Genomic DNA, 13,964 nt, shown 5'->3' on the forward strand with positions numbered 1-13,964 from the left:
CTTAATTGTGGTTCCTGATTTTTTATAAGCCTACGTTAACACCTATTAAAATAATCCTTGCCTGTGGATACAAGCCTAAATCAACGCCGTTCTGATTGATACCAACTTCCGGGTCAAGACCTGTGTATTTAGTAAATGTGGCCAGGTTTTGCGCGTTGGCAAAAACGCGGGCACTACGTACGCCAATTTTAGTCATTAGCGCTTTTGGCAGTGTATAACCGAGGGTTACGTTTTTGATGCGCATGTATGAGCCATTCTCAACATAAAAGTCAGATACGTTACCAAAGTTGCCGTTTGCATCACTTGCAGATAAACGTGGGATATTGGTATTGGTATGAGTTGGGCTCCATGCGTTTTTAGCATCGGCCAGCAGGTTATAGTTTTGGATAGAGGCGTTTAAACCAGTGTATTTAACGGCATTGAAAAGCTTATTACCTGCAATCCCCTGTAAAAACACGCTCATATCAAACGGACCGTAGCTAAAGTTTGCTGTAAAGCCATAGCTGAATTTAGGAAATGGCGTACCCAGGTAAGTTTTATCAGCCTCGGTAATTTTACCATCGTGGTTAAGGTCCTGGAATTTAATATCGCCTGCTTTAGCGTTTGGCTGGATCAGGTTACCTGAGGCATCTTTATAGTTATTTACCTCATCCTGCGACTGAAACAAGCCTGCTGTTTTTAAACCGAAGAAAGAATACAATGAGTAGCCTTGCTGCAACCAAACCGGCACCAGGTTATCCCTTACTGTTGGGCCAGAAAGGATAGTTTGCTGACCTGGAAGTATGTTATCAATTTTGTTTTTGATATAAGATCCGTTAGCTGCCAGGTTATAGTGGAAGTCGCCAACAGCACCCTGGTATTTAACCGCTAATTCGACACCCCTGTTTGTGATTTGACCACCGTTAACAAACGGAGGGTTTGATACACCGTAAACCGCTGCAACCGGAGGCTGGAACAGGAAACGGGTATTTCTTTTCTGGAACACATCAGCAGTAACATTGATCTTACCGTTCATCAAACCTAAATCAACGCCAATATCAGTTTGAGTAGCTTTTTCCCATTTAAGGTCAAGGTTAGCCAAACCATCAACAGCCGAACCTGTAATGGCCGCGGCCGGGCTACCTAAATAACCGGCAGTTTTAGTTAACGAAACCGAAGTTGGGAAGCTTGGCAAACCTGCAAGGTTACCAGACTGACCGTAACTTGCCCTTAACTTAGCAAATGATACCAATGCATCTGTAGGAAAAAATGATTCCTTGCTGATTAACCAGCCAGCCGATACACCTGGGTAAACCTCTGCGCGGTTTTTACTTGTCAATAATGAAGTAGCATCACGACGAATAATGCCGTTGATGAAGTATTTGCCTGCATAGTCATAACCGATCCTGCCAAGGTAAGAGATCAAAGCAGATTCGTTTTTGTTACCCTGCAAGGGCACACCGGTTGGGTTAAGGCTACCGTTGATGATGTAACGATAAGCAGGATCTTCGCTCAGGTAATTATCAGTATTTACGCTAAAAAACTCCTGGGTATCATTCTGGTAGGTATAACCAGCCAAAGCACTTACGTGGTGGTTACCAAATGTTCTGTCGTAGTTTAAAGTTTGCTCAGCAAGGATAGTGCGGGCATTATATTGCTCCTGGAACAGGAAGTTATCAAAGAATTTCTTGCCTGGCTCCAAAACCCTTGTGCTGAAGTTTTTGATGGTTTCCAGGTTTTTGGTTATGCCAAGGTTCGAGCGAAATTTTAAACCTTTGATCAGGTTAATTTCAACATAAGGATTGATATTGAAGCTGTTTACAGCATCACTGTTATCCAAACGTTTTAAATAGGCAACCGGGTTAATAACGTCGCCATATGAACCTGCGTACTGGGCCGGCACACCACCAAAGCTGCCATCAGCATTGTAGATAGAAGCATTAGGCGGATAAAAAATTGCCGATAAAATAGCACCGGTATAGGCGCTGGTTGTGTTAGCACCCTGGCCGTTGTTATAAGAGTATGACATACTCTCGCCAATCTTCAACCAGTTATTGATCTGGTGATCAGAGTTTACACGAAAGTTATAACGGATAGCATTGGTGTTTAACAGGATAGCATCGTTTTTACGGTAGCCACCTGATACATAAAAGTTAGATTTTTCTGTACCACCGCTGATGTTCATGTTATAATCCTGGACATAACCTGTTCTGAACAAAGCGTCTGTCCAATTGGTACGGGTTACGCGCGAATCAGGGTTCACGGTACCATCAAATGCAGGTAAACGGGTTTTACCTGCGTTATCATAAGCAGTGTTTATCGCATCCGCATAATCGGCTGCATTTAAAGCCTGTAATATTTTCAAAGCGTTTTGTACACCGCCTTTAGCAGTAATGTCAAGGTTGGTTTTACCTTGCTTGCCACGTTTAGTAGTGATCAAAATTACACCACCGGCAGCTTTAGCACCGTAGATAGCGGCATATGAATCTTTCAATACGTCGATAGATTCGATATCCGAAGGATCGATAGGGCCGCCGTTATAAATAGTACCATCAACAACCATCAGCGGACCTTCATTATTGAAAGAGCTTTGGCCACGTAACCTGATGCTTGGGCCAGAAGTAGGGTCACCACCTTCGTTCAAAACTGTAACACCTGCAATTTGTCCCTGCAGCATTTCGGTAACCGAGCCTACAGAGCGATCTTTAACATTGGTTACTTTCAATGAACCTACAGAACCGGTTACGTCGGTATTTTTCTGTGTACCGTAACCTACCACTACTACAGCGTTAAGACCGGTAACATCGGCCTCCAAAGTAATGTTAAGCGGAGACTGACCGGCGACTACTTCGCGACTTTTGTAGCCGATAAAGCTGAATACCAACACTTCGTCCTTTTCAACGATAATTTTAAAATTACCATTAACATCAGTAGAGGTAGCGGCAGTTGAGGTTTTGCTGCGTACAGCTACACCGGCAAGCGGACCGTCTTTATCGGTCACCGAACCGGTTACTGTAATTTTTTCGGGTGCACGCACCACCTTTTTATGCGAGATGATGATAGTGCCGTACTTTTCGCGGTACTCCAATTGCGTGTTGGCAGTTAATGCGTTAAGTACATCTTTTAATGGCTTGTTAACAAATGAATTTGCCTTTACTTTTACCGCGGCCACATCATCCATCTTGTAGTTAAACGCAACGGTATTTACCGCTTTTTTGAGTTTCTCGAGCGATGCATCCATGGTTTCATCGGCAAACTTTACGGTTACCGGCTGATCCATCAGCGACACACTACGCTCGGCGAAGGCGTGAACGGGCAATAATGCCGTCAGGGTTGTTACCAGCAATAAAATTGCTGAGATTAATCTTCTTGAAATCCGGGTTAAAGATTTTTCCATACATTTGTTTTTAAAGTGATTAGTAACTGCCTGTTGGCTTTTAGTTTTGGCAGCTACACTTAATTGAGCCAGTGCCTGTTGGAGCAGGCATTGGTTTTCCTTTTATATTGTTATTTAATATTTACTGTATCTCCGTTTAACTTATACTTTCGGCCATCAATAAACTGAAGTATATCCAACACCTGCCTGATATTCAGCCTATTTGAAAACCTAACCGAGTAATGCTGTTGCGCCAGTCGTTTTTCATTGTATTTAAAGTTTACGCTATAGCGGTTTTGCAGGTAAACCGTAATCTCCTTAAATGATGTATTGTCAAGTATCAGTTCGTCATGCATCCAGCTCAGGGAATGATCGGCCGTTAGCTCCTGCCGCGTAAAGCTTTCATGCTGTTTATTGTAGGTTAACTGCTGTCGAGGAGTATAAAAACCCAGGGTATGATGCAGATCATGTACTTCTACCTTACCACTGCTCACATAAACCTGCAGATCGGGCAGTTCTTTATAAAATTTGATATTGAATGATGTACCTAATACCTGTGTAGTAACCTTAGCCGTATGCACCATGAATGGCCGCTTCATATCGTGCTTCACATCAAAAAATGCCTCGCCGTTAATAAGCGTTACTTCTCTTTTTGAATCACTGAAACTAACAGGGAATTTTATTGATGTACCCGCGTTTAACTGTACAGTTGTGCTATCGGGCAACATGATCTGTTTCATACTGCCTTTGGGTGCTGTGATTACCTGGTAGGCAATCTGCTCATTTTTATGGGTAGCTATTTTTGAGTAGAACAAACCTGCGCACACAGTCACTAAAACCGCCGCTGCAACTTTTAACCACGTAGTATTTAACCTGCGGACCTTGCCCTTAGCTATGGTTTGTTTTTCTATACGTTCCCAAAGCGGTTGCTTCAGGGCTTTAATATTGTTATCGGTGTTGGTGTCTGTATCAAGTTCATGCATCATTTGTTGTAAAAGCTGCAATTCCTCGTCGGTGCATTTACCGGCTTTAAACTTATCGAGTAATCTTTTTATTTCTTTTTGATTCACCTAACAGGGGCTTTATATCTGTTAAGTGACCGAACATGGGAGAGTGTACTATAACTTTTTGAAAAAAATTATCAGCAGCAAAAATCTGCTGTAATTATCAAAAGGGATAACATCGTAATATTTCTGAACAGACTTTTTCAGTCTGCTTAAAGCATTGCTGATCTGGTTGCGTACGGTTTGGTGCGATAAACCTAAAAACTCGGCAATTTGCGGCCCGGTCATATCCTGCTCACGGCTGCACAGGTAAACCTGTCGCATCTTTTCGGGCATATCTTCTATTTCCCGGTTTATCAACAGGTGTAATTCGGCAAGGGAAAGTTTTTGATCGGTACTGTGTTCGTAAGTTTCCTGCAATTCGCAAACATCATCTAATGAGCGGGGCTTTGTACTTTGCTTTTTATACCATTTATAGCTCATGTAATTAACAGAAACCATAAGGTAAGCCTCAAGCGCACCATTTACCTGGATGGTATCACGATTTTTCCATATGGAAAGGAACAACTCCTGTACCATATCCATCGCTTCATCCTCGTTTTGTGTTTTCTTTAATGCGAAGGCTATTAATTTATCAGCATAACGCTCATAAATTTCCCTGAATGCCCCATCGTTACCGCCCTGCAGTTCAAGTAGAAGTTGTGCATCCGAATATTGTTTCACAAGGGGTATTTTTATGGCATCAAAGTAACGGCACGAATGTTAAGCTAAATTTAAATATATATTAATGCTTTAGAAAACATCGGTTACTAATTGGTACTATTTTTTCACAAATAGATTTTAGCCCCAAAATAACTTTTATTTTTCAAACAAACTTATACCTTTGCAATTCATCTGATGATTTATAAATGAGTAAGATTATTAAAAGGTCGCTGGCTGAGGAGATTGCTGAGAAACTGAAAGAGCAGATAGCTGATGGCCGGTATCAAATAAATGATAAACTACCTACCGAGCCCGAGCTTATGTCCGAGTTTGGTGTTGGCCGCTCAAGCATCCGCGAGGCAACAAAAAGCCTGGTACAATCTGGCCTGCTCAGGATCCAACAGGGTGCAGGAACTTTTGTAGAGCGCACAACTGTTAACCCCGAACCAATGGAAGCCCGTATAAAACGCGCCCGGTCGCAGGACCTTGATGAGGTAAGGCAGTTACTGGAGATGAAAATAGCCGAAAAAGCAGCTATAAACCGCTCGCAGAAGGATATCTTTACCATGAAAAGCCATTTGGAAACCCGGAAAAGAACTGCAGAGGCCGGGCTATTGGAAGAATGCATTGATGCCGACGTTAAATTTCACATAGCTATTGCGGAAGCGTCAAAAAACGAGATCCTGAGCGATTTGTATAAGACTGCAGCCGTCCATTTAAAAAACTGGTTCACCGAAATCCACCCGGATACACGCATTTTTATCGACACGCAGCACCTTCACGAAAAGCTCCTGAAAAATATTCTCGACTGCGATTCGAAACAGGCCTGGAATACAGTCATTGAAATTCATCAACATTAAAAATTTTCATTAAATTCATCTGATGTTATAATGTTTTATAATTTAATCTATCACTAAATGGAATCTACATCGCCAACAATTACTACCACCGAACCTAAAAAATTGGTTCAGCAAACTGTGTATTCAATTTTGTTTACTATAAGTCTGGCCCATTTTATTAACGACATGCTGCAATCGGTTATACCATCCATATATCCGCTTATCAAGCAACGTTTCAGTCTAAATTTCACTCAAATAGGGCTCATTACCTTCACCTATCAAATTACGGCATCTATTTTACAACCCTTTGTGGGGCTTTATACTGATAAAAAACCAAAGCCTTACTCATTAGCCATGGGTATGGGTTTTACGTTATTGGGCTTACTGCTGGCCTCTTTCGCGGGCAACTTTTATATTATGCTGATGGCAGTAAGTCTTATCGGTATAGGCTCATCTATATTTCATCCGGAATCATCACGAGTTGCACATTTGGCATCCGGTGGCAAAAAAGGATTAGCCCAATCTATTTTTCAATTGGGAGGTAACGCGGGCAGCGCTGTTGGCCCGCTGCTGGCAGCTCTTATAGTAATCCCTTACGGACAATCAAACGTGATCTGGTTTTGCCTTATCGCCCTTGCAGGCATCCTGGTTTTACTGCGTATAGCTAAATGGTACGCCGAGCATTTAAGCCTTAAAGCAAAGAACAAGAGCGTTAATGAGGGCTCGCCGCTAAATTTATCAAAAAGAAGGGTGGTATTCTCGTTAGGTATCTTGCTGGTACTTATCTTCTCCAAGTATTTTTACCTGGCCAGCATCACCAGCTACTACACCTTTTTCCTGATCAATAAATTTCATTTGAGTATCCAGCAATCGCAAATTTATCTGTTTATGTTCTTGGGTTCGGTAGCTGCGGGTACACTTTTCGGCGGACCATTGGGCGATCGTTTTGGTCGTAAATACATCATTTGGATCTCGATATTAGGCGTAGCTCCATTTACTATGCTCCTGCCCTACGTATCCCTGTTTTGGACAGGCGTTTTATCGGTATTCATCGGCCTCATCCTGTCATCTGCATTTTCAGCGATTTTGGTTTATGCGACGGAACTGGTACCTGGAAAAGTTGGGCTGATAGCGGGTTTATTCTTCGGCCTCGCCTTCGGAATGGGTGGCTTAGGCTCGGCAGTATTGGGTAAAGTTGCGGATATGACCAGCATTAACTATGTATTTAAGATCTGCGCCTATTTGCCACTGATAGGCATTTTCACCGGCTTATTGCCAAATATTGAAGGAAAGAAAGCAGTGAAAGGCTAAGGCTAAAAATGCAAAGGCGATGCAATCGCCAACCATATTAAGCGCCCGTCGCAAACGAGCGCAAGATGAGAATTTAAATTAAACGTCATTGCGAGGAACGAAGCAATCCCCTATTAGCAGAGCAGCTATGCAAGTCTCTCTGTACGGGTTGGGATTGCTTCGTTCCTCGCAATGACGCTCGTTTTTGTTTATAATTCCCTTACCCAAATATTACGATAACTAATTGGCTCGCTTTTATCGCCATGCGCTTGCAATTTAATTGGCGAGGCACCATGTTTACGATATTCAGGCTTACCTATATAAGGGGTATCTCCTATTAATGAAGTATTGTTTTGAACCAGCACGCCATTATGAAGTACGGTAGCACGTGCTGCCGATTTTAACGAACCATCTTCGTTAAAACGCGGAGCCGTCCAGATCACATCATAAGTTTGCCACTCGCCGGGTTTGCGGCAGGCATTGGCCAGTGGAATTGCCTGTTTATACAAACTGCCCACCTGTCCGTTCACGTAGGTTTTATTGTTGTAATTGTCCAGTACCTGTAACTCGTAACCACCTGCTCCCCAAGGCAAGGCCGCCAGGAAAATACCGCTATTTCCACGTGCCTGACCGCTACCGGTAATGTTTGAAGGGATGCGGTATTCTATATGCAACTGAAAATCCATGAACTTGCGTTTGGTTTGAATATCCCCCGCGCTTTTATCAACGGTAATTATTTTATCCAACACATTCCATTTATGGCCCGATGTAGTATCATTAGTAGCCACCCACTCATCAAGGTTTTTACCATCAAACAAAACAACAGCATCAGAAGGGGCATCACCCAAAGTTTTGCCCGGTGTAACCACAGCAGGCACCGGCGACCAGATCTCGGTATCTTCCGGCTTTGCATTTTGCTGCGCGAATGCAGCTATTGAACTACCTGCTAATAAAGCAGTGAAAATAATTTTGTGTTTCATTGAACTTTATATAAAACATTAATATCAAACGATAATTAACCAATTGTTTTAGGCTTTAAGCTTCCCTACTATTTAGCCAGCGATTTAATCCATAAAGCTATCTTCCGGGCTTCGTCCTTAGACACCTGCGGCATTGGCGGCATCGGTGTTGAATAATCGGGCCAATGTTCCGGTTTAGGATTATGGATCAGTTGGATCAGCTCGGCCACGCTATATTTGCGCTTAGCCACATCAACGTATGCCGGGCCAACCTGCCTTTTGGTAGCGTTATGACAAGAAAGGCAGGTGTTTTTTAGCAGTATTGGCTGTATTTCTGCATAGGTAGGAATTGCATTAGCCGGCGAAACAGGTTTCGCCGCTACTCCTTTTTTACCTGCAACACCTTTTTTTAGCTCTGCAGAAACCGCCTTGGCCGAATTCACGGTACTTACCTCGCTCATTGAAAGTTTTTGTCCTTCGGGGATGTTATTCAGTGTATAATATGCGGTTGGATGGACTAAATTGAAATAGTTCTCTTTGTCACGAATAGCAGCAAGCGTAATGGTATGGATATAATATTTCCGCAGGTTATTTACAATAAGGCGGGCTTTTAAACCATTTTCCGATACTTTAACCCCGGCTATCGGGCATTTTTCGGTATTTACAGGCGGGCTGCCATATACGCCATGATATTTATAGATATAACTTTCAACCGAATAGGAAGCAATATCTTCAGCCACTTTTTTATCAACCGGCTTGGTAAACTCTATCTCAAAACCATCTGGCATAGCCCGGATAGCGCGCATCTCAAACGGAACTTTGTTATTCCACACCAAACGCTGTAAACCCATGGTAGCCTCCCCTGCCGATCCCCAACCGCGATTGGTTTCGCCTGCCGCTAATGAACCATCAGGCAACCAGGCCAACCTTACAATTCCCGATTGAAAACCACTTCTGAAGGCCCAGGCTGCACCCTGATATTCGCCATTAACTTTCTCTAAAAAGATCCTGTCTACCATACTTTGCCCCTGGTCACATATCAGCAACTGACCGGCAAAAGGCCCAAACGCACCTTCCGGAATTTTAACTATCTCAGAATTGGAAATACCTAATATACCGTGCGGTAACCAAACGGCAGGCAGCTGTAATTCAGGAATTTCTTTTTTAGCCTCAAATTCGGTTTTGAATTTTTCATTAACCACATCTTGTGGTTTAACCGGTTGCCCGCTTTTATCAAACTCAATCCGCGGGTTATTTTTAGCAAAGAACTGTTCGGAAGTGAGTTTTAGCGGTGAATTAGGCAAACCTGTCCAAACCAAACTTGAGGGATGTCCCATAAAGGCACCTTTTTTTATTGGCATGATACTACCAGAGCCTACCCAATCGCCCTGGTTATCGGCATACCAAAGTTCGCCATCGATCATACTTATACCGCATGGCGAACGGAAACCCGCCGCCCAAGGTGTAACGGTGCCATCTTCCTTGATATTTAAAGCCCAGCCGCGCCATGGCACAAAGCTTTTCGGATGCCACCAATCTGGCGGAAAGCCGAGGTTCAGGGTAACAAAAAACGAACCATCCGGCGCTATTTTAGGGCCAAAGCTGTATTCATGGTAATTACCGGATAAGGGCCAGGCGTAGATGGTTTCAAAAACATCAGCCTTGCCGTCCATATTGGTATCAACCAGCTTGGTAAGCTCGCCACGCTGAACTACGTATAAAGCGCCGTCTTTCCAGGCTGCCCCCAACACCTCATGCAAACCCGAAGCAAACTTGCGGAAGAAAGGATGCTGACCGGTTGGATTTTCGACCATAAAAATATCACCGCGACGAGTGGTTACCGCCAAAGTACCATTAGGCAAAGTACATAAACCGCCAACCTCCAGTATAGTACCTTCGGGTGCGGGCACTTTCATGATCTTGAAAAAATCATCCTCTTTAGGCGATTCGGCCTGGGCGAAGGTATTTTTAATATCGCTTAACAGCGCTGTAATTACAAGTGTAAAAAGCAATGCGCCCCTGTTTATCATTTGTTTTAATGTATTGTTCATGATGTGGGCAGCTTAAAAAATGATAGAATAGGTTAATTTCTTTTGGATGGGAATGATAAGCTCCTGCTTCCCTCCTGCATCCCGAACGACTGCTTTGGCTCCCGCCGCATCATCAACACGGATATAATAGGATTTATCATCAATGGCATACAATCCATTGCCAAGCGCTTCGATATTTCCTGAAGCGAGATGATAAAACAACCCATCAACAGCATTAGCAAGCGTAATTTCCCGGTGTATTCCCTGCCCCTTATCCATTATGCTGCTGGCATCAGTTACCGAAGTGCCATAAATGTTGTATTTAAATGCCGGAACATCATCGGCATTTAACACATAGCCTTTAGGCCTATATCCCGTGCCAACAGTATCCAATGCCCAGGCGGCGTTTGCATCGCTCAGCTTTTCAATAGCTGGTACGGGCTTGCCGAGATATTGAACCGAGCCGGCAGGACGTGATGAACCATCCCCCCTGTCATGCCACATGGGTGTAGCATCTAAAAAGCCGCCTCGCCAAATCTCTACGATCATACCTTTATCCAGATCATAAGTGTAATGCAACAGTTCGGGGCTGCCCACATTTACGCCATGTGTAACCCGGATGCCGCCCGGCAAATCGGAGAAACTGCGCAAAATGGTATTCGATGTGGCATTAATTAAGATAGGATCAACCGGGTCATTATTACTCACATTGGCATCGCTTAACAGATATTCGCGTACACCCGGCCCTGCAACGGTAAGACCAAGTGCTGGTTTAGCCCAGTCTACAATTTTTGAGTAGAACAATTCAAAAGGATGATCGCCGGGTTGCAATTGTATTTTCCCCTCGCCCCTGTTTTCTGTTAAAGCAACTGCATCGCTACCGTCAATACGAAATATGCCCTTTCCACCAGGTACGTTCAATTTAAAGGCATACTCGCCCGCTTCTTTAATTTGAATATTGCCTGTGTAACGAATTAAAAAATCATTATTAAGCTTACTTTGGTTTGATGATAATACAGGTGAAGTCCCTTCAGATTCAGGTTTCAGCTTTTTATAACTATCGCTTGCTATTTCACCGCCTTTATAAACCCAATATTTGAGGTTTGATAACGTTGGGTGCGGCTTATCGTAATTGGTGATCCTGATGTTACGGAAAGCTACCGGCCCATGATCGCCCTGTAAACGCAGCGGACCAGTTGCTGCTTCCTTATTATCAAAAGCTCCCCGGGTTGGCCCGGCAAGCTCCACATTATCCTGGATCAAAACACCATTTAACCAAACATAAAGCACTTTTGCATTACTGATCTTCTGGCCATTAGCGTCAAAGCGCGGTGCCTGGAACGAAATTTTCATATGCTGCCACAAACCCGGCGCGCGACTTGCGTTTTGCCTTGGCGCATGGCCGTCATAACCTTGCTGCCCCTCGGGTTTACTATCGTCCCAACGTTCATAAATACCGCCATTATCTCCCGATTTGGGGTTCAGCGTTCCCCAGCTATCCAATAGCTGGATTTCGTAACGTCCCTGTAAATAAATGCCCGAGTTAGAGCCTTTGGCCATCATATAATCAAGCTCCAGATCGGCGTCGCCATAAACCGCTTTGGTAAACAGATCTTTTGCCCCCTTTTTGCCCGGTAGATTTACCAGTATCCCATTGCCATCTTTTGTAGTTAACACTTCATCTTGTGTGATATCGGCCTGTGCATTGGCCGCTACCTTCCAGTTTGATGATGGATTATCGAAAAAAGAGAGATCATTAAGAGGAACAGCATTTTGCGCCATAAGTTGCTGGCAACCCAACAAGCACACGCAAGCTATCCAAAACGGTTTCCGGCTGGGGAGTTTAGGAGATTGATTAAAGCAATGCATTGGTTTTGAATTATAATATGGTTTATTGGTTGAGGCGCATGGTAATGTCAGCCTCACATTTGTAACGCAAGATAATTAATTTACGCAATCGATTACGAATAATATTTCATCAATACCTGATTTAATTTTTACTGGCATCTTCTAATCTAATTTACAACATCTTAGGCTCCATTATCGTCCAATCAACTGCCATTAACTCTCTTCATTAGCAAAGCTTAAAATACAAAACGGGTTTCTTCCGGTTGGAAGAAACCCGCTTTCTTAAATCAGGCCTTATTAATAACCTGGGTTTTGAGTCAAATTAGGATTAAGCCCTATCTCAAACTGAGGGATTGGATATAACTCACGACCGGTAGGTATAGTTACACCATACACACTCTTCACAAAATCTGTTGCCACACCGGCTCTTCTCAAATCGTAAAAAGTTGAATACTCGCCGGATAGTTCGTGCCTGTATTCACTGTAAACCATCTGTAGCGGATCAGTCACTACTTTACCATCACTAATGAAAGTTAAAGGAGCCGAACCACCAAACGCACGGTCACGAACTTGTTTCAGCGTAGCCAAAGCACCTGCAGCATCGCCTGTACGCGCCTGGCACTCAGCTTTACTTAGCAAAACCTCACCAAAACGTAACAGGGTTTGGTTTTGAGCACCAAATATAGTTTGATCGCCTGAGTTACCCACCAATGTAGGATCACGCCAGAACTTTTCATTATAATAGCCTGTTCTTAACTGTGTGTTATCAGAACCTACCCATGGGCGAGTTTTTGTACCGCAGGTATTAATGATCTTCCCGTCATCGCCGGTATATTTTGCCTTCACAGCCGGGTCGGTACTGGCAAAGCCTGATATTACTAACGGATATGATTTTATGCCGCCCCTCGCCTTGATACCCGGACTTGGGTTTTCATCACCAGGGCCAATTACTGTTGCCACCCTGCGCAAATCCCCATCCTGAAATGAACTTGCTAAAGCTGAGTTGGCGTAATCATAACCAAAGTTGGTTACTTCTTCGGGCATACCAAAGGTGCTGATCCAGGCTACCTCGTTACTTGCGCCCCAGCTTTGGGTACCGGCAACATCAAACTGTACTTCAAAAAGCGACTCGTCATTATTTTGCTTATCGTATTCATGTACATCGATAAAATTGGGCAAAAGCGTATACTTACCGGTTAGCTGATTGTATGAAGCTAAAGCATCAGCATATTTTTTAAGCCACATTTGCGCCGCACCCAAATAACCTAAAGCGGCACCCTTGGTAGCACGGCCTTTTTCAGAATCGGCCAATGCTTCTTTCCATGGCAACAAACCAGCTGCAGCTGTCAGGTCAGACACTACCTGGGTAAACACCTGATCCTGGGTACTTCTTGGTGTTAAACCCTGGTTGGTACCGTCTTTTAACTCTAACGGAACGCCACCAAAGCTTGCAGCCAGGTAATAGTAGGTCATACCGCGTAAAAAGTAAATTTCGCCGGTAAGCCTGTCTGCAAGGGCGGCGGTTAATACACCGTCGGCCTTCATTTTTGCAATGATAGGCAGCGCCGAGTTTGCACGGGCTATACCAACATAGGCACGTGTCCAGAAAACCTCAATAGCGCCAAAGGTTGAAGGGATTGCATAGGTGTTATAAAACCTGTCGTTACCCCAGTTGAAAAAATCATGCGATTGGAAATTTGCGTAATACCAAAGTGATTTCTTTAAAAGGTCGGCATTTTGATAGGTATCATAGATTGCATTTACAAGGGCTATGCCATCGGCAGGCTTATCAAACAAAGTTGTAGCCGTAGGATGCTGCGAATCGGTTTGATCCAGAAAGTTTTTCTTACAGCTTAATGGAAGCAATACTGCCAGTCCAACTGAAAGTACGTATATATATTTCTTGTTGAATTTCATTTCTTTACTGTTATGTTAAA

Annotated in this window: 9 protein-coding genes; 2 read left to right on the forward strand and 7 right to left on the reverse strand. The window is 43.5% G+C overall.

Going from position 1 to position 13,964, the window contains the following annotated elements:
• Window positions 1-22 precede the first annotated feature (22 nt).
• From DEO27_RS13200 to DEO27_RS13210, 3 genes are all read right to left on the reverse strand, one after another.
• Window positions 23-3,376 carry a SusC/RagA family TonB-linked outer membrane protein gene (locus DEO27_RS13200; RefSeq protein WP_112574268.1) on the reverse strand — a complete coding sequence of 1,118 codons (3,354 nt, stop codon included), beginning with the start codon at window positions 3,374-3,376 and terminating at the stop codon, window positions 23-25.
• A gap of 110 nt (window positions 3,377-3,486) precedes the next feature.
• Window positions 3,487-4,425: a FecR family protein gene (locus DEO27_RS13205; protein WP_112574269.1), complete on the reverse strand. Its 939-nt coding sequence runs from the start codon at window positions 4,423-4,425 to the stop codon at window positions 3,487-3,489.
• A gap of 48 nt (window positions 4,426-4,473) precedes the next feature.
• A complete protein-coding gene (locus DEO27_RS13210; RefSeq protein ID WP_190295406.1) occupies window positions 4,474-5,082 on the reverse strand; it encodes an RNA polymerase sigma factor in 609 nt (202 codons plus the stop codon).
• A 185-nt stretch (window positions 5,083-5,267) separates the two neighbouring features.
• On the opposite strand from DEO27_RS13210, the gene DEO27_RS13215 reads away from it, so the two are divergent.
• Both DEO27_RS13215 and DEO27_RS13220 read left to right on the forward strand, forming a co-directional pair.
• The gene (locus DEO27_RS13215; protein ID WP_112574271.1) at window positions 5,268-5,921 is read left to right on the forward strand and encodes a FadR/GntR family transcriptional regulator; all 654 of its coding nucleotides are present in this window, start codon (window positions 5,268-5,270) and stop codon (window positions 5,919-5,921) included.
• A 57-nt stretch (window positions 5,922-5,978) separates the two neighbouring features.
• On the forward strand, window positions 5,979-7,211 hold the full coding sequence (locus DEO27_RS13220) for an MFS transporter (protein ID WP_112574272.1): 1,233 nt from the start codon (window positions 5,979-5,981) through the stop codon (window positions 7,209-7,211).
• Window positions 7,212-7,399: 188 nt separating this feature from the next.
• On the opposite strand, the gene DEO27_RS13225 is transcribed toward DEO27_RS13220, so the two are convergent.
• The 4 genes from DEO27_RS13225 to DEO27_RS13240 all read right to left on the reverse strand — a co-directional run bounded on the left by DEO27_RS13225 (window position 7,400) and on the right by DEO27_RS13240 (window position 13,944).
• Window positions 7,400-8,170 carry a DUF1080 domain-containing protein gene (locus tag DEO27_RS13225; protein ID WP_112574273.1) on the reverse strand — a complete coding sequence of 257 codons (771 nt, stop codon included), beginning with the start codon at window positions 8,168-8,170 and terminating at the stop codon, window positions 7,400-7,402.
• 68 nt (window positions 8,171-8,238) lie between these two features.
• Window positions 8,239-10,200 carry a c-type cytochrome gene (locus DEO27_RS13230; RefSeq protein ID WP_223818240.1) on the reverse strand — a complete coding sequence of 654 codons (1,962 nt, stop codon included), beginning with the start codon at window positions 10,198-10,200 and terminating at the stop codon, window positions 8,239-8,241.
• A 12-nt stretch (window positions 10,201-10,212) separates the two neighbouring features.
• Window positions 10,213-11,961, reverse strand: a complete 1,749-nt coding sequence (locus tag DEO27_RS13235; protein WP_223818241.1) for a family 16 glycoside hydrolase — start codon at window positions 11,959-11,961, stop codon at window positions 10,213-10,215.
• Between the two features lie 363 nt (window positions 11,962-12,324).
• Window positions 12,325-13,944: a RagB/SusD family nutrient uptake outer membrane protein gene (locus tag DEO27_RS13240; RefSeq protein WP_112574275.1), complete on the reverse strand. Its 1,620-nt coding sequence runs from the start codon at window positions 13,942-13,944 to the stop codon at window positions 12,325-12,327.
• Window positions 13,945-13,964 lie beyond the last annotated feature (20 nt).

Source organism: Mucilaginibacter rubeus (assembly GCF_003286415.2).
GTDB lineage: Bacteria > Bacteroidota > Bacteroidia > Sphingobacteriales > Sphingobacteriaceae > Mucilaginibacter > Mucilaginibacter rubeus_A.

Coding starts and splice junctions, on each gene's coding strand:
- DEO27_RS13230 (WP_223818240.1), bottom strand. CDS start 10,200: ATGAACAATACATTAAAACAAATGATAAACAGGGGCGCATTGCTTTTT.
- DEO27_RS13235 (WP_223818241.1), bottom strand. CDS start 11,961: ATGGCGCAAAATGCTGTTCCTCTTAATGATCTCTCTTTTTTCGATAAT.
- DEO27_RS13215 (WP_112574271.1), top strand. CDS start 5,268: ATGAGTAAGATTATTAAAAGGTCGCTGGCTGAGGAGATTGCTGAGAAA.
- DEO27_RS13220 (WP_112574272.1), top strand. CDS start 5,979: ATGGAATCTACATCGCCAACAATTACTACCACCGAACCTAAAAAATTG.
- DEO27_RS13240 (WP_112574275.1), bottom strand. CDS start 13,944: ATGAAATTCAACAAGAAATATATATACGTACTTTCAGTTGGACTGGCA.
- DEO27_RS13225 (WP_112574273.1), bottom strand. CDS start 8,170: ATGAAACACAAAATTATTTTCACTGCTTTATTAGCAGGTAGTTCAATA.
- DEO27_RS13200 (WP_112574268.1), bottom strand. CDS start 3,376: ATGGAAAAATCTTTAACCCGGATTTCAAGAAGATTAATCTCAGCAATT.